The organism is Mesorhizobium sp. B2-1-3 (assembly GCF_006442495.1).
Taxonomy (GTDB): Bacteria; Pseudomonadota; Alphaproteobacteria; order Rhizobiales; family Rhizobiaceae; genus Mesorhizobium.
The window spans coordinates 239,258-262,570 of record NZ_VFWL01000010.1; the positions used below are offsets into that span (position 1 = coordinate 239,258).

At 63.5% G+C, this 23,313-nt stretch carries 28 protein-coding genes and 1 riboswitch; of the genes, 14 read left to right on the top strand and 14 right to left on the bottom strand.

The window, feature by feature from the left end; genetic code table 11:
- Positions 1–127: 127 nt before the first annotated feature.
- From FJ973_RS18595 to FJ973_RS18610, 4 genes are all read right to left on the bottom strand, one after another.
- Positions 128–1,147, bottom strand: coding sequence for an iron ABC transporter permease (locus tag FJ973_RS18595; RefSeq protein WP_181170923.1), 1,020 nt, complete (start codon positions 1,145–1,147; stop codon positions 128–130).
- A gap of 8 nt (positions 1,148–1,155) precedes the next feature.
- Positions 1,156–2,103 (bottom strand): ABC transporter substrate-binding protein, encoded by a 948-nt coding sequence (locus FJ973_RS18600; RefSeq protein WP_140521643.1) that lies wholly within the window; start codon positions 2,101–2,103, stop codon positions 1,156–1,158.
- A 39-nt stretch (positions 2,104–2,142) separates the two neighbouring features.
- Positions 2,143–2,931, bottom strand: a complete 789-nt coding sequence (locus FJ973_RS18605; RefSeq protein WP_140557112.1) for an ABC transporter ATP-binding protein — start codon at positions 2,929–2,931, stop codon at positions 2,143–2,145.
- Positions 2,932–3,187: 256 nt separating this feature from the next.
- Positions 3,188–3,397: riboswitch (cobalamin riboswitch) on the bottom strand.
- A 62-nt stretch (positions 3,398–3,459) separates the two neighbouring features.
- On the bottom strand, positions 3,460–4,485 hold the full coding sequence (locus FJ973_RS18610; protein WP_140494255.1) for a LacI family DNA-binding transcriptional regulator: 1,026 nt from the start codon (positions 4,483–4,485) through the stop codon (positions 3,460–3,462).
- Between the two features lie 181 nt (positions 4,486–4,666).
- Between FJ973_RS18610 and FJ973_RS18615 the strand changes: the two genes are divergently transcribed.
- The 7 genes from FJ973_RS18615 (at position 4,667) to FJ973_RS18645 (ending at position 10,528) form a co-directional block, all read left to right on the top strand.
- Complete coding sequence (locus FJ973_RS18615; RefSeq protein WP_140557114.1) at positions 4,667–5,698, top strand: Gfo/Idh/MocA family oxidoreductase; 1,032 nt, start codon at positions 4,667–4,669, stop codon at positions 5,696–5,698.
- Between the two features lie 2 nt (positions 5,699–5,700).
- Positions 5,701–6,606 carry a sugar phosphate isomerase/epimerase gene (locus FJ973_RS18620; protein WP_181169909.1) on the top strand — a complete coding sequence of 302 codons (906 nt, stop codon included), beginning with the start codon at positions 5,701–5,703 and terminating at the stop codon, positions 6,604–6,606.
- 85 nt (positions 6,607–6,691) lie between these two features.
- Complete coding sequence (locus FJ973_RS18625) at positions 6,692–7,699, top strand: substrate-binding domain-containing protein (protein ID WP_140515536.1); 1,008 nt, start codon at positions 6,692–6,694, stop codon at positions 7,697–7,699.
- Positions 7,700–7,796: 97 nt separating this feature from the next.
- On the top strand, positions 7,797–8,594 hold the full coding sequence (locus tag FJ973_RS18630; protein WP_140515800.1) for an ATP-binding cassette domain-containing protein: 798 nt from the start codon (positions 7,797–7,799) through the stop codon (positions 8,592–8,594).
- Positions 8,591–9,634 carry an ABC transporter permease gene (locus FJ973_RS18635; RefSeq protein WP_140557115.1) on the top strand — a complete coding sequence of 348 codons (1,044 nt, stop codon included), beginning with the start codon at positions 8,591–8,593 and terminating at the stop codon, positions 9,632–9,634. The genes FJ973_RS18630 and FJ973_RS18635 overlap by 4 nt, the downstream gene beginning before the upstream one ends.
- 218 nt (positions 9,635–9,852) lie before the next feature.
- Positions 9,853–10,080: a DUF4160 domain-containing protein gene (locus FJ973_RS18640; RefSeq protein ID WP_140494264.1), complete on the top strand. Its 228-nt coding sequence runs from the start codon at positions 9,853–9,855 to the stop codon at positions 10,078–10,080.
- Complete coding sequence (locus tag FJ973_RS18645; protein ID WP_181165127.1) at positions 10,073–10,528, top strand: DUF2442 domain-containing protein; 456 nt, start codon at positions 10,073–10,075, stop codon at positions 10,526–10,528. The genes FJ973_RS18640 and FJ973_RS18645 overlap by 8 nt, the downstream gene beginning before the upstream one ends.
- Before the next feature lie 122 nt (positions 10,529–10,650).
- On the opposite strand, the gene FJ973_RS18650 is transcribed toward FJ973_RS18645, so the two are convergent.
- From FJ973_RS18650 to FJ973_RS18660, 3 genes are read right to left on the bottom strand one after another with little or no spacing between them, the layout of a single operon-like run.
- On the bottom strand, positions 10,651–11,790 hold the full coding sequence (locus FJ973_RS18650) for a DSD1 family PLP-dependent enzyme (protein WP_140557117.1): 1,140 nt from the start codon (positions 11,788–11,790) through the stop codon (positions 10,651–10,653).
- Entirely contained in the window at positions 11,787–13,079 is a 1,293-nt protein-coding gene (locus tag FJ973_RS18655; RefSeq protein ID WP_140557119.1) for a D-arabinono-1,4-lactone oxidase, read from the bottom strand. The genes FJ973_RS18650 and FJ973_RS18655 overlap by 4 nt, the downstream gene beginning before the upstream one ends.
- 12 nt (positions 13,080–13,091) lie before the next feature.
- A complete protein-coding gene (locus FJ973_RS18660) occupies positions 13,092–14,273 on the bottom strand; it encodes an MFS transporter (RefSeq protein ID WP_140557121.1) in 1,182 nt (393 codons plus the stop codon).
- A 126-nt stretch (positions 14,274–14,399) separates the two neighbouring features.
- Here FJ973_RS18660 and FJ973_RS18665 point away from each other — a divergent pair, with 126 nt between their 5' ends.
- The 3 genes from FJ973_RS18665 to groL all read left to right on the top strand — a co-directional run bounded on the left by FJ973_RS18665 (position 14,400) and on the right by groL (position 17,443).
- A complete protein-coding gene (locus tag FJ973_RS18665) occupies positions 14,400–15,026 on the top strand; it encodes a TetR/AcrR family transcriptional regulator (RefSeq protein ID WP_224519165.1) in 627 nt (208 codons plus the stop codon).
- A gap of 395 nt (positions 15,027–15,421) precedes the next feature.
- A complete protein-coding gene (gene groES, locus FJ973_RS18670) occupies positions 15,422–15,718 on the top strand; it encodes a co-chaperone GroES (protein WP_006203049.1) in 297 nt (98 codons plus the stop codon).
- Positions 15,719–15,787: 69 nt separating this feature from the next.
- Positions 15,788–17,443: a chaperonin GroEL gene (gene groL, locus FJ973_RS18675; RefSeq protein WP_140494274.1), complete on the top strand. Its 1,656-nt coding sequence runs from the start codon at positions 15,788–15,790 to the stop codon at positions 17,441–17,443.
- Between the two features lie 100 nt (positions 17,444–17,543).
- Here groL and FJ973_RS18680 read toward each other — a convergent pair whose 3' ends face one another.
- Positions 17,544–18,155, bottom strand: a complete 612-nt coding sequence (locus tag FJ973_RS18680; protein ID WP_140494276.1) for a TetR/AcrR family transcriptional regulator — start codon at positions 18,153–18,155, stop codon at positions 17,544–17,546.
- A gap of 97 nt (positions 18,156–18,252) precedes the next feature.
- Here FJ973_RS18680 and FJ973_RS18685 point away from each other — a divergent pair, with 97 nt between their 5' ends.
- The 4 genes from FJ973_RS18685 to FJ973_RS18700 all read left to right on the top strand — a co-directional run bounded on the left by FJ973_RS18685 (position 18,253) and on the right by FJ973_RS18700 (position 20,524).
- On the top strand, positions 18,253–19,263 hold the full coding sequence (locus FJ973_RS18685) for an NAD(P)-dependent alcohol dehydrogenase (protein WP_140557122.1): 1,011 nt from the start codon (positions 18,253–18,255) through the stop codon (positions 19,261–19,263).
- Positions 19,264–19,300: 37 nt separating this feature from the next.
- Positions 19,301–19,744 carry an OsmC family protein gene (locus FJ973_RS18690; RefSeq protein WP_140557124.1) on the top strand — a complete coding sequence of 148 codons (444 nt, stop codon included), beginning with the start codon at positions 19,301–19,303 and terminating at the stop codon, positions 19,742–19,744.
- Positions 19,745–19,764: 20 nt separating this feature from the next.
- Positions 19,765–20,139 carry a nuclear transport factor 2 family protein gene (locus tag FJ973_RS18695; protein WP_140494282.1) on the top strand — a complete coding sequence of 125 codons (375 nt, stop codon included), beginning with the start codon at positions 19,765–19,767 and terminating at the stop codon, positions 20,137–20,139.
- Positions 20,140–20,245: 106 nt separating this feature from the next.
- The gene (locus FJ973_RS18700) at positions 20,246–20,524 is read left to right on the top strand and encodes a hypothetical protein (RefSeq protein WP_140494284.1); all 279 of its coding nucleotides are present in this window, start codon (positions 20,246–20,248) and stop codon (positions 20,522–20,524) included.
- A 100-nt stretch (positions 20,525–20,624) separates the two neighbouring features.
- On the opposite strand, the gene FJ973_RS18705 is transcribed toward FJ973_RS18700, so the two are convergent.
- The 6 genes from FJ973_RS18705 to FJ973_RS18725 form a co-directional block, all read right to left on the bottom strand.
- The gene (locus FJ973_RS18705) at positions 20,625–21,236 is read right to left on the bottom strand and encodes a LysE family translocator (RefSeq protein WP_140494286.1); all 612 of its coding nucleotides are present in this window, start codon (positions 21,234–21,236) and stop codon (positions 20,625–20,627) included.
- A gap of 77 nt (positions 21,237–21,313) precedes the next feature.
- On the bottom strand, positions 21,314–21,697 hold the full coding sequence (locus FJ973_RS18710; RefSeq protein ID WP_140521623.1) for a YkgJ family cysteine cluster protein: 384 nt from the start codon (positions 21,695–21,697) through the stop codon (positions 21,314–21,316).
- 4 nt (positions 21,698–21,701) lie between these two features.
- Positions 21,702–21,869 carry a hypothetical protein gene (locus FJ973_RS30970; RefSeq protein ID WP_181167560.1) on the bottom strand — a complete coding sequence of 56 codons (168 nt, stop codon included), beginning with the start codon at positions 21,867–21,869 and terminating at the stop codon, positions 21,702–21,704.
- A gap of 1 nt (position 21,870) precedes the next feature.
- Positions 21,871–22,275 (bottom strand): hypothetical protein, encoded by a 405-nt coding sequence (locus FJ973_RS18715; RefSeq protein ID WP_140494290.1) that lies wholly within the window; start codon positions 22,273–22,275, stop codon positions 21,871–21,873.
- Positions 22,275–22,502 (bottom strand): hypothetical protein, encoded by a 228-nt coding sequence (locus tag FJ973_RS18720; RefSeq protein ID WP_140515521.1) that lies wholly within the window; start codon positions 22,500–22,502, stop codon positions 22,275–22,277. The genes FJ973_RS18715 and FJ973_RS18720 overlap by 1 nt, the downstream gene beginning before the upstream one ends.
- A 334-nt stretch (positions 22,503–22,836) precedes the next feature.
- Complete coding sequence (locus tag FJ973_RS18725) at positions 22,837–23,046, bottom strand: cold-shock protein (RefSeq protein ID WP_010915421.1); 210 nt, start codon at positions 23,044–23,046, stop codon at positions 22,837–22,839.
- Positions 23,047–23,313: the final 267 nt, after the last annotated feature.

The following is a 23,313-nucleotide window of genomic DNA, read 5'->3' on the forward strand; positions in this document are numbered from 1 at the left end:
AGTGGCATATATAATAAGCGTGCTTATCATTCAAGTCCGGCATTGTTCCAGAAGCCGGCAAACGTGCATGGCAGCCGTGCAGCACAATCATGGCTGCGTCCGATGATTTCGGCCGCCGCGACACCCATTACAAGCGGTTGCGGATCAGCATGGTGACAACGAAGAAGGCGCCGAGCGAGCTGGTGATGATGCCGATCGGCAGTTCCTGCGGCGGCAGCAATGTGCGCGCCAGAAGGTCGCTTGCCAGCAACAGCACCGCCCCGAACAGCGCGCAACTTACGATCAGGCGCAGATGCAGCGTACCAGCCAGCGGCCGCGACAGATGCGGGATCATGAGGCCGACGAAGCCGATGACGCCGGCGACCGAAACCAGGATCGCGGTCGAAAACGCGGCGACCAGAAACGTCGTCCGTCGCATTCGCGCCACCGGCACGCCAAGACTTTCGGCGGCATTTTCGCCGGCCAGGAAAGCGTCCAGCCGGCGATGATTCCACAGCCCGTACGCCGCAATCGTGCCGGCCCCAAGCGCACCCAGCCAGATATTGTCCCACCGCGCCAGGCCGAGCCCGCCCATCGTCCAGAACAGCACCGAATGGGCGGCGCGCTGGTCACCGGCAAAGACCAGGTAATTGGTCAATGCGGTGAACATGAAGGAGACCGCAAGTCCGGCGAGGATCAGCCGTTCGGGGCCTTGTCCCCTCACCCGCGCAACCAGCAAAAGCACAACGCAAGCCGCCAGAATACCGCCGGTGAACGCGGCGATCGGTAGCGTCCAGATCCCGAAACTGTCGCCGAAGACGGTGATGACGGAGACAGCGCCGGCGGCGGCTCCCGACGAGAGGCCGAACAGGAACGGATCGGCAAGATCGTTGCGCGTCACCGTCTGCAACAGCGCGCCGACCACGCCCAGGCCGCCGCCGAGACAGATGGCCAGGATGGTGCGCGGCAATCTGAGGTCGACGACGATCCTGCCGACCGGGCCGGACACGTCATGCCCCTTCAATCCGATCGCATGGCCAAGTGCTGCAACGACGTCGCCCAGCGGGATCATCGTCGAACCATAGGCGATCGATAGCAGCGCGAGCGCGGCCATAGCCAACGCGGCCGCCGTCATGGCCAATACGAATGCCTTGTGCCGCAAAGTCATGTTCCCGGTTAAAACGCTTCCGGATGCATCGCCCTGGCAATCTTGCCGATCGCGTCGATATTGGCCGGCCCGGGTGTCAGTTCGGCATAGCGAAGCGCCACGAAGCGTTCGTTCCTGACCGCGTCCGTCTCCTTCATTGCCGGATGCGCTTTCAGGAAATCGAGCAGCTTCCGGTAGCCGCCGCCATCCTGATAGTCGAGCAGGATGAGGAATTGCGGATTGCGCGAGGCCACCGTCTCCCAATCCGTGTTGCCCCAGCTGGTGTCCATGTCGGCCATGATGTTGTCGCCGCCGGCCGCGGAAATCATGGCGTTGGGAATGGCGAACTTGCCTGATGTGAACGGCTTGTCCTCGCCGGAATCATAGAGGAACACGCGCGTTCCCCTGCGGGCGCCGACCTTGGCCGTGATTTCGGCGAGCTGCGCCTTCCAGCCGGAGACGAGCTTATCCGCTTCGGCCTCCTTGCCGAAGATCTTGCCCAGCTTCTCGACATCGCCATAGAGCAGGTCCATCGAAGCGGCGGGGCGGTTCTTGTCGAGATGGACGCAGCTTTCCGTCAGCACCAGGGTCTTGATGCCGTGTTGCGCCAGCGTATCGGGCGTCACCTCGCCGCCCGGCTTCATGCCGTAGTACCAACCGGCGAAGAAGAAGTCGGGCTCGACAGCGACCAGGTTTTCCAGCGTCGGATATTTGGGCGCCAGTTCCGGGATCGAGCCTTGCTCGGCCTTAAATTCGGGGCCGACCTTGTACCATCCGGTGATGCCGGTCAGGCCGACGATCGACGGCTGCAGCTTCAGGGCGAAGGCCATCTCGGCCATGTTGAGATCGTGAATGACAGCGCGCTTTGGAGGCGCGTCGAAGGTCAGCGACTTGCCGCAGCTGTCGACCGTCACCGGAAAGGCGAAGGCCGTAGAGGCCAGCAGGGAGAAGGCAAGAGATACGGCAAGGCGTTTCACGGATGTTGCTCCTTCGTTGCACGGGAATTGGATCTGCGCTCACGAAGATGGCGCGGCACGGTTCGGAACCTCGAACACCGTCAGCTCGCGGTCCTCCGTCGGGTGGCGCAACCTAAAGACGTCGACACCGAAGATCTCGCGGATCAGCTGCTGAGTGAGTGCTTCGCGTGGCGGCGCCAGCACATGCAACCGGCCATGGCTCATCACCGCGACCCTGGTGGCGAAAGGCGTCACCAGCGCCAGATCGTGCAGCACCGCGATCACGGTCATGCCGAGGCCTGCAACCAGTTCGAGCAACTCGCTGCGCGCCCGCGGGTCGAGATGGTTGGTCGGCTCGTCGAGGAACAGGATCTTCGGCTCCTGTGCGATGGCGCGGGCAAGCTGGGCGCGCTGGCGCTCGCCGCCCGACAGCGAGCCGATGGTGCGGCCAAGCAGCGGCAACAGCCCGGTCCGGCGCAGCGCCTCGACGACAATGTCGCGTTCCTCGCTCCTGTGCCTGCGGCCGGTATGCGGAACCCGGCCGAGCTCGACATAATCGATCACCGCCAGCCGTGGATCCGGTTGATCGGTCTGGCCGACGACGGCGATGTGCAGCGCCCGCTCGGCGGTCGAAATCCTGTCCAGCAGGCGGCCGGTGAGCTTCACTTCGCCCGAACTCGGCCGCAGCATGCCCGACAGCATGCGCAGCAATGTCGTCTTGCCGGCGCCGTTGGGACCGATGATGGCGAGACGGTCGCCCGCCGCCACCGAAAGGCTGACCGGATGCACCAGATGCAGGCCATCCGCCGCCGCGGCCAGGTCGCGGGCCTCGAGAAGCGGCGCGGTCATGGGCAATTCCTTGCAGGGCCTGCCGGAATACGGGCCAGCGTCTTGCTTGCCAATCCTGCCGGACGCTGGCCTGAATTCACCTCGGTGGCGATATCGCGGCAAAGCGTGCACACGATGATGCGATGCATGGGAATGCAGTGAATGCGATCGATGGAGCCGTCCAACTTCCGTCACTTTCAAAAATGGCGACGGAAGGAAGCTGGCTTGAACCGGTCGACAAGACCGAACCCCGCGTCTCCTCCCGGCACACCCCGTCCGGTCAACCCATGCAGATGGCAGGTCTCCTGGCTCGCGGGTCGTTGCGCCATCCTGCCTTCCCAGCCTTGCCGGCCAGTGGCTTCTCGGATTTTGCTCGCCGCTTACAGTTGCGGGGGCAGCCATGGCTTCGACCCGAAAATCGGGCCTCACCATGTTCCCTTTTCACCCCTCGCCTTGCGGCGCGGGGACCATCACGAGTCGCAGCCTAGGATGCAGGCAGCGTCGAGGCAAGGTCGATGCATGTTCTGTTATAACGATACAAACGTGTGGTCAATCACTATCGCGCGCCACCAGTTCCAGCGGCCAGACCTCGCGAATGATCTCTGGCCCTTTCGCGCCGGCGAAAGCCGGGAGCGAGGCGAGCAGGATTTCGCCGAGCCGCCGCCCCATCGGGTCAAGGCTCGGACGAAAGCCGGTCAGCGCCGGCGAGAAATAACGGCAGAGCGGCGTGTCGACGATGACGATCACCGCGACATCCTGCCCGGGCTTGATCCCCATTTCGGCGAGCGCTTTGCAGCCGCCGAGCGCCATCGAGTCGTTGTTGAAGATAATCGCGGTCGGCGGATCCTTCGACCGCATGACTTGCGGTGTCACCGCGTAGCCACCGGCTTCGTTGATAAAACCGTCCACAATCAGGCCGGGATCGACTTCGATGCCGTGCCGCCGCAGCGCCTTGCAATAACCCTCCAGAAACAGATAACCGAAATTCAGGTCAAGCGACGGCCGGATGGCGGCGATGCGGCGGTGGCCACGCGCAACCAGCCGGTCGACCGCATCGGCGCCCGCCTTCTCGAAATCCAGATCCAGAGAGGGATAGCTGTCGTCGCCGGACCGGCTTCGGCCGAGCGTCGCGAAGGGAAAGCCGGCCTTGCTCAGATAGTCGATGCGATCGTCCTCGCGCCGCGTCCAGGCCAGTACGACGGCATCGGCACGACGCGTCTCGACGACGCGGCGCAGCCGCTCCTGTTGATAATCCGCCGGCGCGCCCATGACGATGATCAGGTCCAGCCCGCACTCGGCCAATGTCGCTTGCAGTCCGGTGAGGAACGGAATGAAGAACGGCTCGCCATACTGCTGGTCGCCCGGATGCGGCTGCAGCATGAAAGCCACGGCATGGGTGGTGCCGCGGCGTAGGTTCCTGCCCGAGTGGTTCGGTGAATAATTGAGCTTCCGGGCCGCCTCGAGCACGCGCTGGCGTGTCTCGGCGTTCACGTCGGCGCGCCCGTTAAGCGCGCGCGAGACTGTACCGATCGAAATGTTCAGGTGCCGCGCAAGATCGTGAATGCTGGACGCCAAGACCTCCCCCTCCTGCTTCTGGCTAGCACCAGCCGGTCGTGCGGCCAAGGCGTTTCAGAGCCGACGGTACAAATCCGATTGACAATATATGCCATCGGGTGTGTCATCGTAAACGTTTACGGAAGTCATTTACGGACTGCCGTGGGTGCCAGCCAGGAGGGGTTGGCCGGAGGAGCGCTGGATGATGCACGTCGTCCTGGTCGGGTGCGGAGCCATGAGCAAAACCTGGCTCGAGGCCATCAGCCAATCCCCTGCCGTCAAGATCGTCGGTCTCGTCGACCTCGACGCCGACAGGGCGCGCCAGCGGGCACGCGAATACGACCTCGCCGGGGTCGCGATCGGGACCGATCTCGACGTCGTTCTCTCCCAGACCAGACCCGATGCGGTGTTCGACGTGGTCGTGCCTTCCGCCCGTCGCGCCGTGGCGAATTCGGCCTTTGCCCATGGCTGTCATCTGTTGACGGAAAAGCCGCTGGCCGACAGCCCGGACAATGCGCGCGCCATCATCGACGATGCGCGGCGCGCCCGGCGCATCCATGCCGTGGTGCAGAACCGCCGCTACGTCGCCAACGTCCGGCGCATCCGGCGCTTCCTCGGCTCCGGCGCCATCGGCGCTGCGACCAGCATCCATGCCGATTTTTTCATTGCGCCGCATTTCGGCGGTTTCCGCGAAGGCATGCGCCATGTGCTGCTGCTCGACATGGCGATCCATACATTCGACGCCGCCCGCTACATGGTCGATGGCGAGCCGACCGAAGTGTATTGCCGGGAATGGGAGCCGGCCAATTCCTGGTACCGGCAGGGATCGTCGGCAAGCGCCACCTTCGAGCTCGGCCAGGGCAAGATGTTCACCTATCGCGGCAGTTGGTGCGCCGACGGTTTCCGCACCAGTTGGGAAGGCAGTTGGCGCATCGTCGGCGAACGCGGCAGCCTGACCTGGGATGGTCATGACGAGTTGAAGGCCGAAGCCGTGCTGCCGGAACGCGAAGGCCTGCTCGACAAGGTCGTGCCGGTAGCGGTGCCGCCGCTCGACCCTGCCGACCGCATCGGCGGGCATCTCGGCGTCATGGAAGATTTCGTCCGCGCCGTGGAAACCGGCACCGAGCCGGAGACGCGCGGCGCCGACAATATCAAGAGCCTGGCCATGGTTTTCGCGGCGATCGAAAGCGCCGAGACCGGGCGCCGGATCGAAATCCCCAGGCAGGAAGGATGACCATGGCGGACCCGCTTCTCGACATCAGGATCGGCACCATGGTGCGGGCCAATCTCGAAGACCCGGCCGCCTATGTCAGGCAGATCCTGCCGCTCGGTTTCGAGAGCGTCCAGCCCTTCTTCTGGCAGACGCTGGGCGGCAAGGACCTGGGGCGGCTCGCCGGCGAGATCCGCGACGCGATCGGCGATGCCGATGTCAGCGTCAGCTCGATCGGCGTGTTCGGCAATCCACTCGAGAGCGGCGACACCGACCGCGGCGTGCTCAAGGCCTGGGAAACGGCGATCGACAGCGCGCATCTGTTCGGCACCAATCTGGTCAGCGGTTTTACCGGCCGCATCCGCGGCAAGCCGCTGACCGACAGCCTGCCGCGCTACCGCGAAGTCTGGGGCGAATTGGCCAAACGCGCGGCCGACAAGGGCGTGCGCATCGCCTTCGAGAATTGCGCCATGGATGGCAACTGGGCCGCCGGCGACTGGAACATCGCCCATAATCCGGACGCCTGGGAACTGATGTTCAACGAATTGCCGGATGAGAATCTGGGTCTGGAATGGGAGCCCTGCCATCAGTTGGTCTATCTGATCGACCCGATCCCGCAGATCCGCAAATGGGCGCATCGCATCTTCCATGTCCACGGCAAGGACGCGACGGTGCGCTGGGATGTCATACGCGAGCACGGCGTCTTCGGCCGCCTGCCCTTCGTGCAGATGCGCACGCCCGGCTTCGGCGACAGCGACTGGACGCGGGTGATCAGCGAATTGCGGCTGGCCGGATACAAGGGCGCCATCGACATCGAAGGTTGGCACGACCCGGTCTATCGCGACGATCTTGAAATGACAGGCCAGGTCCGCGCGCTGGAATACCTCCAGCAATGCAGGGGAGGCCTGAGCTACCTGCCGAACCCGACGTGAGGATTGGCCGGCGGGAGGAGCCGGACGGGATTGCCGAAGCAGATGTCGAAACCCTCGCTCGCGAGGACAAAAGGGAGGAACGTGCATGAGCATCGCCAAGAGAACGACACTTCTGCGCACGACCGTGGTGGCGACCGCCACGGCGCTCGCCGCCGCCATCTCCACCTTGCCGGCACAGGCGCTCGACGCGCAATGGTGCAAGGACGTCCACATCCGTTTCTTCGTCGGCGGCGCCGAGGGCGACGCTTTCGGCACCATTGTCTACAATGGCGCCAAGCAGGCTGCGGCCGATCTCGGACCGAAAGTGGATTACATCTTCTCAGGCTGGGACATCGAAAAAATGGTCCAGCAGCTGCGCGAGGCGGTCGCCGTCAAGCCCAACGGTATTGCCATGATGGGCCACCCCGGCGACGCCGCCATCATGCCGCTGGCCGAACAAGCGCATAAGGACGGCATCAAGATGATGTACCAGAACGTGCCGGTGCCGACGGTGGTGGCGGCCTTCGGCGGGGGCTATGTCGGCGCGCAGCAGGAACAGCAGGGCCGCGCGCTCGGCGCGGAAGCCTTCAAGCTGGCCAAGCTCAAGGCCGGTGACAAGGCGATCATGATCGGCCCGTTCGAGAATGAGAGCCGCGGCGCCCGCGAGCGTGGGACCGTCTCCGCCTTGAAAGAGGCCGGCATCGATGTCGTTCAAATCAATTCCGCCACCGAATGGGCGGCCGATCCGAATCTGGCGATCCCGGTGATCACCGCCGCCTTGCTCAACAATCCCGGCGTGAAGGCCGTTGGCTACCCCGGCGGACAGATGCTCGGCAACGTCCAGACCTATATGACGGCGGCGGGCCGGAAGCCGGGCGACATCTTCAATTTCGGCTTCGACACCAGCCCGCAGATCGTCGAGGCCTTCAAGGGCGGCTGGGTGCAACTGACCGCCGACCAGCAGCCGTTCATGCAGGGCTATCTGCCGATCCTCAGCCTCTGCCAGCAAGTGGTGCTGGGGCTGGCACCGATGAATGTCGATACCGGCGCCGGCTTCGTCACGCCTGAGAATTACAAGATCGTCGCCGAACTGGCCAAGCAAGCACTGCGCTGACCTCCCAAGCCGCCGGCCGGGGGCTCAGGCCCGGCCGGCGGGACCGCCGGCGGGACCGCCGGCGAGGGCCGGTATGCGACAAGCAAGCGAGGACCCGATGGCCGAACGCATCATCGAACTGCGCGACATCACGAAATCCTACGGCCAGGTTTACGCGCTTGGCGGGGTCAATCTCAGCGTCGACCGCGGCGAGGTGGTCGGACTGATCGGCGACAATGGCGCCGGCAAGTCGACGCTGATCAAGATCCTCGCCGGCGCGGTCAAGCCGACCAGTGGCGAGATCCTCGTTCGCGGCAAGCCGGTCACCGGCTGGAACGCGGCGCGCTCGCGCGACGCCGGCATCGAGACCGTGTTCCAGGACCGGGCGCTGGCCGTGCAGCAGACCATCGTGCGCAATATCTTCATGGGACGCGAACTCACCGGCTTCCTCGGCTGGCTGAAGGTCGGCACCGAAATCAGGGAGGCGAGCCGGCTTATGCGCGAGATCGGCTTCACTTCGAAAGTGTTCACGCCGCAGTCCGTCGTCGGCCAGCTTTCCGGCGGCGAGCGCCAGGGCGTGGCGATCGCGCGCGCCATCTACAAGCAGGCCGACCTGATCATCCTCGACGAGCCGACAACGGCTCTGTCGCTGACCGAAACCGCCAAGGTCTTCCACTTCGTGCGCCAGGTGCGGGCGAGCGGGCGCTCGATCCTGTTCATCGGCCACAACATCCACCATGTCTTCGACATCGCCGACCGTTTCGTCGTGCTCGATCGTGGCACTGTGGCGCTGCAGGCCGACAAGCGCGACATCAAGTCGGCCGACACGCTCGTCAATTTCATGGAAGACCTCGCACATCCCGGCGGACTGCCCGGCTTGGGCGAAGCCCAGCGCGCGGAGGACACAAGGCCATGAGCAACATCGCCGAGCCCAATCGCCAGGCTCCCTCGCCCCATACCGAAATGGGCGAAGCGGCGTGGAAGCACCCGTCGGATCATTTGCTGCGCGGCTTCGTTCTCGACAATCGCGCGGCGCTGGGCACGCTCGGCGTTTTCGTGGTGATGATGGTCGCCTTCACCATCGCCAATCCGACGGTGTTCACCACCTGGTTTCTTTACAGCTCCGTGCTGACCACGCTGCCGGTCGCGCTGTTCGTGGTCGTGCCGCTGGTCTTTGTCGTCACCGCTGGCGAAATCGACCTGTCATTTCCGGCGACGATGGGTTTTGCCTCCTGGGTTTTCGCGCTGGTCGTTCAGGCCGGCTACGATCCCTTCCTCGGCATCGTCGCAGCACTCGCCACCGGCATGCTGCTCGGCTTCCTGGTCGGCGTGCTGGTCGTCTATGGCAGCCTGTCGTCGCTGATCGCCACGCTCGGCATGAACTTCCTGCTGCGCGGGCTGATCCAGATCATCAACGAAGGCAAGTCGACCGCGCTGCCGACGCTCGGGCAAAGCTGGACCTATACGATCTTCTCCAGCCAGGTTTACGGGATTCCGGTACAGATCCTGTGGGCGCTCGCCTTCGTCGTGTTCGCCGCGCTGCTCTACAACCGCCACCGCTTCGGCGCGCAGGTGAAGGTGGTCGGCGACAATCCCGACAGCGCCCAGCAGATGGGCATCGACGTCAAGCGGGTGAAGGTCAAGGTGTTCGTCTTCGTCGGCATCGGGGCCGCGATCGGCGGCACCTTCTCGACGATGATCAACTTCACCTGGTGGCCAACCGCCGGCGACGGCTATCTGTTGCCGGTGCTGGCTTCGGTGTTCGTCGGCGGCACGCCGACCTGGGGCGGCATCGGTACCGTGCTTGGCGGCGCCATCGGCGCGCTGACGGTGGCGTTCATCCAGACCGGCGTCGTCGCTGCCGGCCTCAGCGGCTTCTATGTGCAGTTCTTCAACGGGCTGATCATCATCCTGTCGCTGCTTGGCCACCGCTGGAACCAGGCGCGCTACCGCTGAAACGCTACCCAAGGCCGGCCGTTCGGCGCGACCGTCCGAGCTCAATCCGGTAGCGACAACGGCGGCCGCGCGGACGAGAACGCAGGGCCGGGGTCGTCGATTTACGTCACGCGCAATATCGATCCAACTGATGAAATGCGACGCTTTGGTGCACCCAGTGCACTTTCGCTTGATTTAGTGCACCCTCTGCATTAAATTTGGCGCGATGGAACAGCCACATGCCCACTTTGAAGGTTCTCGACGGCATCAAGATTCAGGTCTTTGCGGATGACCATAACCCGCCTCACTTTCACGCGTTGAAGGGTGAGTATGAAGTCCTGATCAGGATTGGCTCATGGAACGTGTTGCGTGGCCAAATGCGTCGCAAAGACCTCGATGCCGTAATCGCTTGGGCTAACTCGCATGAAGAGGAGTTGCGCAATGAATGGACCCGCCTCAATGGTTGACGATATCGTAACAGTCGGCAATCCGCTCCCCAGGATCGCCTCGGTCACCATGATTGATGGCCGCCGCGTGCGCATCACCTGGCGAGACGGCCGCTCCAATACGGTTGACCTGAATCCAGTATTGAATAGCCATCGACACTTCATTCCGCTTCGCGACGATGACGAGCTGTTTGGAACCATGCGGGTTAACGAAGACGGCAATGCAATCGAGTGGGACGGGGGAATCGAGTTGTCAGCCGAATGGATCGATACCCTGCCCTCAATTGGTATGGAGAACCGGGAATTCCGCCATATCATGGACGATCTGCTGAAATTCTCGCTTGAGGGGATGGCGCTCCAGTTGGAAATCTCCAGGCGCCAAATTGCCAACTATAGAGGATCGACACCGATCCCCAATTCAATCGCGTTGGCTACTCGATATCTCGCCGAGAAGGCCGGTCAACGATGACCCCGTCTGGAGGCGGATAGGCTCGCTGACTGTTCCAAGCATGCGCATCGTGGCTTTGGGTTGACGGCCGATCTGTTGCATCGAAGCGTCTGGTTTGACCTCATCGCAACGAGGCACCATGCCTACCCCATCGGCAGCGCGGGCCAGCGGTCCACGAGGCTGCCGCCCGAAAAAACCGCGATCGATCCGAACTGCTGCAGCACCGCCTCGCTTTGCGTCGGACGCAGGAAGGCGTAGTCGCCTGACCTGGTGGTGGCATCGCCGGGCAGGCCCATGAACTGCTGGTTCGAGGAAAGGCCAAGCAGGCCATTGGTCTCCATGCCTTCGGGAAACACCGGTTCGGCCATCCATTTGCCGCCATAGAGATAGCAGCCCTTGCGCGGAAACCGGCCGATCGTCTGCAGCAGGCGGGTGACCGCCGGCGGGCCGGGCAGCATCGGCTCGACCACCTTGAGGATAGGCGTGGCGATGAAGGCCGCGGGCTGGAAGCCGTCGAGGCCGGGCGTATCGAAATCCCCGGGCAGCACGAAGGCCGACCCGATCGACACTTCGTTGGCCATGCCGCCACGATGAAGCAACGCGGTCTTCGAGCCGCCGATGTTCAGCGTTCGGTGCTGGTCCTCGCCGAGAGCCGCGATGAATGCCGCGGCCCGCTGCGACGCCTCTGCCAGCGCCTTTTGGGGACCGCCGAACAGACCGGGAATGTGCGGCGCGTGCGCCTCGTAGGCCATGACGCCTTCGCAGCGCAGCCGGGCGGGCAGCGCGTTCAATGCCTTCGACAGCGCGCGCGGTTCCGCGAACCCGCCCCGATGCAGCCCGACATCGATCTCGAAAGCGATGCGCAACCCGACGTCGAGTTCGGCGGCCAGAGCGCCGTATTCCGCCAGTCTCTCTTCGCTGTCGATCAGCCAGCAGACGCGCGACCAGTCGGCGGTGCCGCTTGAAATCGCTTGCCTTGCCGCGCCGACCGGCATCGGCTTGCCATAGAGCATGTCGGCATCGGAAAAAGCGTCGAGGACGGCCCTTGTGATCGGCGGATGAAACGTCATGAAGCGATGGGTGCCGAGCGCCTCGGCGATGTGCGAAAGCAGCGGCAGGCAAGCAAGCGACTTGTCGACCAGCCGCATGGCAAGGCCGGGCGCCAGTCTCTGCTTCACCAGGTCGATGTTGCGGTCCAGCCGGTCGCGGTCGAGCACGAGACAAGGCTGAAAGACGCCGGCCGCCCTCAACGCATCCGACAGCGTGGTGAAATAGCCGCTCATTGGCCGATGCCGAACAGGCCGGCCATGTAGGGCGAGACGAAACGGTTCTCGGGATCGATGTCTCGCCGAACAGCCATCGCATCATCCCAGCGCGGATAGAGCTTTTTGAAATCCGCCGCCTTCAGGCTGTGCATCTTGCCCCAATGCGGCCGGCCGCCATGCCTGCGAAAGATCGGCTCGGCCGCCCGCATGAAGGGCTCAGGGTCGTTGGCGGCATCGTGGTGAATGGCGATCGAGCAGGTCAGACGCTTGTAGAAGGGCGAAAGCCAGAACATGTCGGGTGCCACCGAGCGCACCTCCATCGGAAAATAAACTTCCGGAAAGTGCTTCTCGGTCAGCTCGATGATCTGCGTGATCACCTTCGGCCCCTCCTCGAAAGGCAGATGATACTCCATCTCGTTGAACTTGGTCTGGCGGTCGCTGGCATAGACGTTGAGCCAGTCCTGCACATAATCCTCGGCCGGCACTTTCTTCACGGCGCCGCGGATCAAGGAGCGGCGCAGCCATGGCAGCCGGCGCAGCGCCCTGCTCAGCTTGCGTAGCGTCGCCAGGCCGGCCTCGTCGTGCTCGGTAGGCCTGGTGGTCGGGTTCGCGTCGCTGAGGTCGCTGGCGATGAACTGCGCGTAGCCGGAAAACGGGATGTAGTAGAATTCGGCCGACCGGTGCGCGGCCATCATCGTCTCGAAATCGCGCAGCATGTCGGCGATCGGCAGCACCCACTTGCGGCGGCGCAGCCGGTAGGTCGCGATGTTGTTCAGCGTGACTTCGCTCAAGATGCCGAAGGCGCCGAGAGCGACCCCCATCGCATGGATCATATCCTGGTCGCGGGTCCGATCGAATTCGCGCAACTCGCCCCGCCCGTCCACGATCTGCACCGTCTCCAACTGGGTGTGATAAGCGCCCAGCGTCAGCCCGGAACCATGGGTGGCGGTGCCCAGCGCGCCGCCGATCGCCTGGCGGTCGATGTCGCCCATATTTGGCAGGCCCTGGCCGATGCCGTGCAGCATGTGCATTAGCGGGCCGAGCCGGGTCCCTGCCCGCACCCGCGCGCGATGGCTTTGTATGTCGTGCGAGACCAGCCCCTCGATCTTCTCCAGGGAAACGATCGAGCCTTGCGATGCCACCAGCGCCGTGAAGGAGTGGCCAGCACCCGCCACCCGCAGCGGCCCAGGTGCCGTGCGCACCAGATCGGCAAGCTCGCCGGCGTCGGTTGGAGTGGCGATCAGCTTCGGCTCGGCGCGCACGAAGCCCGACCAGTTGCTCCAGTTCCGCGCGGTGATCGTCGACATCCAGCCGTCCCGTCAGACGCGCCGACGGCGCATAGTGGCCACGAACAGGCCAAGCAGGGCCACGCTGGCAAACGCGCTTGCCGCGGCGAATTCCGGCACGGGCCGGAAATCCTTGCCATTGATGAGCAGCGACGCCGCCACCGGCCCGATCGCCAAGCCGAAGAGCTGTGCGGCCGGCACCAGCAGCACGGCGGTACGCGTCTCGTCGGCCGTGATCGCCAGCCGGATCTGATAGGGTACGATGAACAACAGGATGAAGCCCATGACCAAGGCGGCGATCCAGAATGTCGTCAGGCCAGGTGCGCTGGCAAGAACAAGGGAGGAGACCAGCGCGACGGCACCGATGGCCGTAATGGCAATGCGGTAATCGATGCGCGCCTCGAACACGGTCGCCGTCATCGCGCCCAGGACCTGCGTCGCCAGGCTGGCCGAGACGATCAGACCGACGGTCCAGCTATCAATCCCATATTGCGCACCGAGCGGTTCCAGGAAGGCCCAGATCGCGCCGAAGAACATGAAGTAGCAGAAGACCGACAATAGCGCGGTGATCGACGGAACCGTCAGCACATTGGCCAGGTTCTCCCCTTTCGGCAGGTCGGCGTAGTCACCGGGTACGGTGAAAGCGGCCGCCAGCGAGACGACGCAGACGACGGCAAGCACGATGAAGCCGCCGGACGACCCCGCCTCGGGAATGACATAGAGTGCCAAAAGCAGAGCGAGCGCACATTGCGCCAGGGTCTGCAGCGTCACGAAATAGCCGCCGATGCGCTCCGCCCGGCGCGAACGGGCGATCAGTTCAGTGGCGATCGCGACCAGGCCGCCCTCAGCCAGCCCGGCGATGGCGCGGGCGGCGATCAGCGCATTGGCGCTTGCGGCATGGGCGGTCCATACATTCGCCAGGGCCAGCAGGATCAAAAGGACGGCGCTTTTCCAGCGCATGTTGCGCGCGGAAAGCAGCATCGCCACCACGGCTGAACCGATGGCGATTGCGATCATCTCCGCCGTGGCGACCAGCGCCAGTTCATCGCCGCTGACATGGCCCTCGGTGTAGAGCGCGCCAAGCAGCACGGGCTGAAGCCCGAGGATCAGCAGCCCGACCGAGCCGATCCATAATGCGGAGCCGAGCTCGACGCCGGTCGGGTTGCCGACCAGCCAATCGCCATTTTCCGCTTGTACGGCTTGCGTCGCAGTCACGAGGCGCCTCCCAACGTCCTTGCAGTGCGATAAAAAAGCTGACAACTTGTCAGCATTACGAAACTGATACTTGATCATGTTTCTTGTCAACCGGGAATTTTGAAGCTCTCGCGAGAGATTGGGCGCATGGCAGAAGCAAGCCGGATGGCGACGGCGCCGAGGCGCAGGCCCAAGCAGGAGCGGAGCCGCGAACGCATCGACGCGATCCTTTCGACGACCATGCGGCTGATCGGCGAAAAAGGCATCGACGCGGTGACGATGAAGGAAGTGGGCGCACTGGCGGGCGGACCGATCGCCACCGTCTACCATTATTTCCCCAACAAATCGGCGATCCTGGCGATGCTCTATGAGCGCTTCTCGGAGGAAAGCCGCGCACGCTTCGGCGAGATCATCGCCGAAATAAGTGGGCTTGAGGACGTGACGGCTGCCGCGGACCGCATGATCGAGGACTATTACCGGCGCGTGGCCGACGACCCGGCCATCCAGGATCTGCAGAACGCGATACAGGCTGACAAGGCGCTGCAGAACCTCGACATTGCTGAGACAAGGCACCAGGCCAAGATGTTCTGCGACCACGTCGCTCCGATGCTGCGGCCCGACCGGCGCGAAGACTTCGCGCGCGTGGTGTTCCTAATCTTCCAGCTTGCCGGCGGCGTCGTGCGGCTGGCACTGACGCAGGACGAGAAGGAAGGCCGGCGCACGATCGACGACTACAGGTCCATCATCCACACGCAGCTGAGACTGTTTCTATAGTTTTCGGCGGCGGCTTTCGCGCCCCTCTCTCCCGTGACATCAACACCTCTTGCGTATCGAAGTGTCGGGCGGCAGGATCTCTGACCGGTAGCGGCGGAGCACCCCTCCGCGCCTTGTTTCGCCGTCGATTGCGGGAGGAACCGGCGCATTTCGCATGAAAGGCCAGCGGCAACTGGCACGTTCTGCGAGCGGGCTTTCGCGGAAAACAAAATTTCGCGCCGCTGCCCGCTCGCGCGCGCCTTGACTCTCGCCAGCCAGCAGCCTATTTCACCGCCACGTTAGCACTCGCCCTGGGTGAGTGCTAACCACAGGTCCGGTACCGCCGGGCTTTGTAGATTGTCCGGCTTCGCCGGACGGAGGAACTGTTTCTCACCGTTCTCATCGAGGAAGAAAACATGGCAAAGTCGAAGTTCCGCCCGCTTCATGACCGCGTGGTCGTACGCCGGGTCGAATCCGAATCCAAGACCGCCGGCGGGATCATCATCCCCGACACGGCGAAGGAAAAGCCGCAGGAAGGCGAGATCATCGCCGTCGGCTCCGGCGCCCGCGACGAAGCTGGCAAGCTCGTGCCCCTGGACGTCAAGGCTGGCGACCGCATCCTGTTCGGCAAGTGGTCGGGCACCGAAGTCAAGCTCAATGGCGAAGACCTTCTGATCATGAAGGAATCCGACATCATGGGCATCATCGGCTGAATATCGGCCTTCCCATCAACTGAATCTTAAATCTTCGGGCTCGATCCGAGCCCCTGCCAGGAGTTGAACATGGCTGCCAAAGACGTAAAATTCTCCCGCGACGCCCGTGAGCGCATGCTGCGCGGCGTCAACATCCTCGCCGACGCGGTGAAGGTCACGCTCGGCCCCAAGGGCCGCAACGTCGTCATCGACAAGTCGTTCGGCGCACCGCGCATCACCAAGGACGGCGTCACCGTCGCCAAGGAAATCGAACTTGAGGACAAGTTCGAGAACATGGGCGCGCAGATGGTCCGCGAAGTCGCTTCGAAGACCAACGACATCGCCGGCGACGGCACCACGACCGCGACCGTTCTGGCGCAGTCGATCGTCCAGGAAGGCCACAAGGCGGTTGCCGCCGGCATGAACCCGATGGACCTGAAGCGCGGCATCGACCTGGCCGTGACCGAAGTGGTCGCAGCTCTCGGCAAGGCCGCCAAGAAGATCAAGACCTCCGAGGAAGTCGCCCAGGTCGGCACCATCTCGGCCAATGGCGACGAGTCGGTCGGCAAGATGATCGCGGAAGCGATGCAGAAGGTCGGCAACGAAGGCGTCATCACCGTCGAGGAAGCCAAGACCGCCGAGACCGAGCTGGAAGTCGTCGAAGGCATGCAGTTCGACCGCGGCTATCTCTCGCCCTACTTCGTCACCAACCCCGATAAGATGGTTGCCGATCTCGAGGACGCCTACATCCTGCTCCACGAGAAGAAGCTCTCCAATCTGCAGGCTATGCTGCCGGTCCTGGAAGCGGTCGTGCAGACCTCCAAGCCGCTGCTCATCATCTCGGAAGACGTCGAAGGCGAGGCCTTGGCCACGCTGGTCGTCAACAAGCTGCGCGGTGGCCTGAAGATCGCTGCCGTCAAGGCTCCGGGCTTCGGTGATCGCCGCAAGGCCATGCTGGAAGACATCGCCATCCTCACCGGTGGCCAGGTCATCTCCGAAGACCTCGGCATCAAGCTCGAGAATGTCGGCCTCAACATGCTCGGCCGCGCCAAGAAGGTGTCGATCTCGAAGGAGAACACCACCATCGTCGACGGCGCCGGCAAGAAGGCCGAGATCCAGGGCCGCGTTGCCCAGATCAAGCAGCAGATCGAGGAGACCACCTCGGACTACGACAAGGAGAAGCTGCAGGAGCGTCTGGCCAAGCTCGCCGGCGGTGTTGCCGTTATCCGCGTCGGCGGTGCGACCGAAGTGGAAGTGAAGGAAAAGAAGGACCGCGTCGATGACGCCCTCAACGCGACCCGCGCGGCCGTGGAAGAAGGCATCGTTGCCGGCGGTGGCGTGGCCCTGCTGCGCGCTTCGGGCAACCTCAAGGCCACCGGCGTCAACTCCGACCAGGCCGCCGGCATCAACATCGTTCGCCGCGCACTGCAGGCCCCGGCCCGTCAGATCGCTGCCAACGCCGGTGCGGAAGCATCGATCGTTGCTGGCAAGATCCTCGAGAACAAGGGCGCGACCTTCGGCTACAACGCCCAGACCGGCGAATATGGCGACATGATCGCCATGGGTATCGTCGATCCGGTCAAGGTCGTGCGTACGGCTCTCCAGGACGCGGCCTCGGTCGCCGGCCTGCTGGTCACCACCGAAGCCATGATCGCGGAGGCTCCGAAGAAGGAGTCGGCTGGCGGCGGCATGCCTGGCGGCATGGGCGGCGGCGGCATGGGCGGTATGGGCGGCATGGACTTCTAATCCAGCCATCTGCTTTATGCATGCGGAAAGGGCGGCAGCGATGCCGCCCTTTTCTTTGCACATTCAGGCTTTGCTTCAGCGTAGTCGGTTGGAACCAGCGTCAGACAGCAGTGCTCTCCGCTTGCCGCGTCGCCTTGCCGGCGAGGACTGCCTGCTCGATCAGGGTAGCCACCTCATCGGCCACGACGTTGATCGATGAGCGATCGCGGGTGGCGCGGGCAATCACCATCAGGCCTTCCAGCGAGGACTCGACCAACAGCGCCAGCGCCCGTGCGCGGCGCTCGACCACCCCTGCCCTGACAAACGCCTGGCGCAGCAGGCCGATCCACTGCTCGAAAGCGGAGCGGCAGATTTCCTCCAAGTCCGGCACGTCGTTCGGCGCATCGAGCACGACCGGCGCGATCGGGCAGCCGAGCGAGAATTCGTTGTCCTCCAGCATGCGAGCGACCGACTGGTAAATGTGGTGAACGGCAACCGCCGGATCGCTTTCCGCCGCCAGCTCGGCGCCAAGCCTCTCAGTCACCTCAGCCACGCTGGCGCGCGTCACTTCGACGACCAGCTGATCCTTGCCACCGGGAAAGTGGAAATAGAGCGAGCCGCGCGGGGCGCCGCTGGCGCTCAGTATGTCATTGAGCGAAGTGCCGTGATAGCCGCGCCGCCTGAGCAGCAATCCGGTCGTTTCGAGTATGCGGGCTCTCGTATCGTTCGCCATGTCAACCTCTGTCAGGAGAGATCCTTATAAGCCTTGCCAGAAATATGACAACTGGTCTACATAATATGTAGATCAGTCTATATAATCGAGAGCCGAAATGCGCAGCTATCGTCTTGAGGGTTTGGGCGGAACCGAATGTCTGGTGATGCGGGAAGAGGTGCGACCGGAGCCAAGTCCCCAGGAGATCGTGGTGCGGGTGCGCGCCACCTCGCTCAACCGACGCGATACGATGATCCTCAATGGCACCTACCCCCTGACACCGCGCCGCGGGATCGTTCCGCTCAGCGACGGCGCCGGCGAGGTCGTCGCCATCGGCGATGATGTCACACGCTTTGCCGTCGGCGACCGTGTCACCGGCAGCTATTTCGCCCGCTGGATCGATGGCCGCATCAATGCCGGACTGATCGACCAGCTCGGCTGCACGCTGGATGGCATGCTCGGCGAGTACGCCGTGCTTGACGAGCAATGGGCGGTGCGAGTTCCCGAGCATCTCGACTGGCGCGAGGCGGCAACGCTGAGCTGCGCCGGCCTGACAGCCTGGAACGCACTGACCGGGGCGGAGATTCCCAAGCCCGGCCAATGGGTTCTAGTCATAGGCTCGGGCGGCGTCTCGCTGTTCGCGTTGCAGTTCGCCAAGCTGCTCGGCTGCCGCGTCGTCGCCGTCACCTCTCGCGCCGAGAAGGTTGGCAAGCTGCGCGCGATGGGGGCCGACCTCGTCGTCTCCTCGACCGACATGCCGGAATGGGGGGCGATGGTGCGTGGCGAGACCGGCGGTATCGACCTTGCCGTCGAAACCGGCGGCCCGCCGACCTTCGCGCAGTCGCTGATCGCCAGCGCGCTTTACGGGCGCATCGTGCTGCTCACCATTCAGGATGCGAAGGGCGCAACGGTGCAGATCCCGGGCGCCGTCTATCAGCGCAGCCTCGTCACAATCGGCCGTCTGTTCGTCGGCAGCCGCGCAAACCTCGAAACGATGCTCAACGCCGTCTCGGCGCACCGGTTGAGACCGGTCATCGACAAGGTCTTCCCCTTCGCCGAGGCCCGCGACGCCTACCGCTATTTCCAGCAATGCGACGTGTTCGGGAAGGTCGTCATCGACGGAGCCTGATCTTTCAATATCGATCGAACCTGAAGGGAGAACAGCAATGAAAATTCGTGAAGCTTCGGCCGAGTGGCAAGGCACGCTGAGGAAAGGTTCAGGCCGGCTGCGGCTCGGCAGCGGTGTGTTCGAAGGCGCCTATTCCTTTCCGTCGCGTTTCGAGAACGGCCCCGGCACCAACCCGGAAGAACTGATCGCGGCCGCGCATGCCGGCTGTTTCTCGATGGCGCTGACCTTCATCCTTGGCCAGGGAGGTCATGTTCCCCGGGACATCCGCACCATCGCCAGGGTGCACCTCGGAGCGACCGAGGCCGGGCCGACCATCACCCGCATCGACCTTGAAACGGCGGTGGAGGTCACGGGGCTCGCCGAAGACCAGTTCGAGCGCCTTGCCCAGTCCGCCAAGGCGAGCTGTCTCGTTTCGCGCGCGCTGGCCGGCGTGGCCCAGATCAACCTCAAGGCGACCCTCGTGGGTACCGCCGCGCAATAATGAATCAGGAGAAGTACGAGATGAGCAGCATCATGGACGGTCATCCAGAGTCGCGGCGGACAGCCGAGATCATGCGGCGCTTCAACGATGTGTTCCAGTTGCACGATCCGTCGGCGCTTGCCGAGTTGGTGGGCGAGGACTGCGTGATTGAAAACACCGTGCCGGCACCGGACGGTGCGCGCCATGCCGGCAAGGCGGCCTGCGTCGGGCTATGGACGGCGATCGCGACCCAGCCCGGCACGCGCTTCGACATCGAGGAGACCTTCGTCGCCGGCGAGCGGGCGACGATCCGCTGGCGCTACTGGATGGCGGACGGCAATTCGCTGCGCGGCGTCAATCTGATGCGCGTCGAGGGCGGGCGGATCGTCGAGGCGATGGGCTACGTCAAGGGATAGGCCGGCTTCACCATATGAGTTACTCCTAATACACATCGGTTTGTGCTAGGAATAGAGTCCGACCGCCATTCGACGATCGAGAAAGACCATAGGGAGGACTAATGTCATGAACATCAGAACCGCCTGCTTTGGAGCACTCGCGTTGACCGTTCTCAGCGGCACGGCACTTGCCGGAGCGCTCGACTCGCCCAAGATGATGGAACCGTTCTTCACCGATGCGAGCATGAAGACGATGAAATCCGACGCCGAGATGAAAGCCGCCTGGGCAAAAATGTCCAAGGACGACCAAGCCATGATGATGAAGGAATGTCAGGATGCGGCGATGAGCAAGCCGTATGCCCCGTTCTGCGAAAAATTGAAGGCGCTCGGCGGCGCGAACAAATGATTGCCGGCTAGTCCGGAGTTGAAGAACAAAAGAAGGCGGGCCAAGGCTCGCCTTCTCATTGTTCGGCATCGATTTCGTGCCAAGGCGAGGCGAACGAATTCTACCTGTCCGCCAGCGCAAGCTTGGCGCCGAGCATGACGAAAGCGCCGGCGAACGTGCGGCGCATCCAGGTCAGCACCCTCGGCCGCGACGCGACATGGCTGCGGATCGAGGCGGCGAAGATGCCATAGCCGACGAAGATGACGAAGGTCAAAAGCATGAAGACGCTGCTCAGTTCCAGCATCTTCGACAGCGCGTGCGGCTCGGTCGTGCTGACGAACTGCGGCAGGAAGGCAAAGAAGAAGATCGACAGCTTCGGGTTGAGCACATTGACGAGGATGCCTCTCGCAATCACCTTGCCGGTGGAGCGCGGCGCGACATTGTCCTCGACGTTCAGACCACCCCTCTCCTTCAGCGTGTTCCAGGCCATGTAAAGGAGGTAGGCGACGCCCAGATATTTCAGCGTCTCGAAGGCGACCGCGCTGGTGTGCAGGAGCGCGGCGAGGCCGGTGATGGCGGCAGCCATATGCGGGATGATGCCGAGCGTGCAGCCGAAAGCGGCGACGATTGAGGCGCGGGCGCCGCGGGAAAGCCCGGCGCTCAGCGTGTAGAGGACGCCGGTGCCGGGCGAAGCCACCACGATCAGCGACGTCAACAAGAATTCGATGCTCACGATTTGGTTCTCCGCTGTGCTGCCCGGCGGGCAGCGTAGCAGCGAAATCCCCGCGCACAAGCCGCGGCGCCGTCAGATCAGAGGACAGGCAGCCCGTGCGCCCGACGCGCCATCAGGCAATCCTCGTCGCCGGGCATGCAGGCGCGGCAGACATCCGGGCGCAGCTCGTAGATGCCGCAAGCGGTTGCCTTGCCCACTTCGCCACAGAGGGCCGAACAGCGCGGGCCCTCGCAACGCATACCCGACAGATCGGTCGCGACATACTTGTCCGGGATACGGTCGAGGTGCGCGTCGTCCTCGGTGGAAAAGCGCGGCCACTCGGCCGAGTAGGAGCAACAGGCGCCGCAGCTCTGGCAATCAAATGCCGGGACGGTGCCTCGTTGCGACGATGAAAGGCTGGCTGCGGCCACCGGGTTGAACAGCCCCTGCGCAGCAGGATTGCGGTCGGCGTCTTGCGGCAAGGCGCTATTTCTTCTTGCCTGCCTTGCGCGACGGCGCCTCGGCCGGAGACTTGAATAGATCGGTCGCGGCCTCGGCAGCTGCATCGGCCTTCGGCGCGGCAGCCGGCTTGACTGGCTTTGCAGCGGCGGCGGGCGCCGGCGGTTGGTCCTTGGCGGAGAATTTTATGGCCATCTCAGTCCTCGTCGGCGAAGCGCGATGGTGCGCGCGGACTGCGCAAACGGCCGATCAGGGCCGAAACCGCCGTTATGTTCATTTCCTCAGGCGACCAGTTCCTCGCCTCCGCGATGTGATGCGGCGCCAGTTCGCGATGCGTGCTGCCGCTGTAGGCGGCGTCCTGATGGGTCACCGGCTCGCGGGTCTTGGCGTCTTGGCGGACATATTCGATCAAATAGTTCGGGCACTCGGCGCGGCCCCGCACGCCGACGCGCACCTGTGCATCGCCATGGACGCGCTTGCAGCGTTCGAGTTTTTCCAGCACACGCCGGACATATTCGACTGGCTTGTCCAATGTTTCGACCATATCGGCGATGGTCGCATCAGCGGCGATTGGTGTCGCCGGCACACGCTTCGTCGCCATCAGCGTCTTCCGGCCCGTTTCGGCAACGCCGCCTGTGCGGCCGCCGCAGCCATTTCATCTGCCTCTTTTTCCAGGCGCAGTTCGCGCAAACGCGCGGTCTTGGCTTCACGCGCCTGGGTAAGGGCATCGCGTTCGGAAATGATGCGGTTGAGCGACATCGACTGGGTTTGCGTCTTGCTGAACAAGGGCACTGCCTGATCAGCAGCTGTTTTCGAATTGGCGGTCAAAATCTTTCTCCTGTCAGGAGTCTCGTGCCGATAGGGCAAGACCGGTCTTCAGTCAGGACCCACGCACAAAAGCATTGGGGCGGCGGATTCAACTTGCTGGAGCGTCCCTTAGCACGTTCAGGCCGACGCGCAGCGCATTTTCGGCGGCGAGACCCACAAAGTGAAAAAGGCCAGGCACCGCCTGACCTTCCATGAGAGCGTCGCGCATCCAGTGGATGCACAGGACGCTCCGGCACGCAGCGTGCGAAAACTCAGGTTTCCGCCGCCATGCGCCCGAATTCGCCATTCACCAGTGCCAGTACATCCGTGGTCACCGGGAAGGCTGAATCCTTTTTCAGGCCGCCTTCAACTGGTCGGCCGACATCTTGCCGGACTTGTTGTCGCGGACCATCTCGTAGCCGAGCTTCTGGCCCTCGACGATGTCACGCATGCCGGCGCGCTCTACGGCCGAGATGTGGACGAAAACGTCGGCAGAGCCGTCGTCAGGCTGAATAAAACCAAAACCTTTGGTGGCGTTGAACCATTTAACTGTGCCGGTGCTCATGACGAACCCTTTCCATGGCAAATACTCGTTCGCCGTCATGCGGATGCACAACGTCGTTTGTCTCGATTTTTGATGTGGGAAGTTCGTCAAAGGCGCGCTGCAAAGCGCGGATAACAAAAGTCAGTCAACAAATATCGACAAAGGTCTTGTAAGCTATTTAAACGGCCATGTCAATTCTTGGCTCACCCGCCTGTCGTAAGCAGATGAGTTGTCCGGATTAGGTAGCACGTGAGTTGTCCGGTTTTATCGCCAGCGGATGGAGGCTGG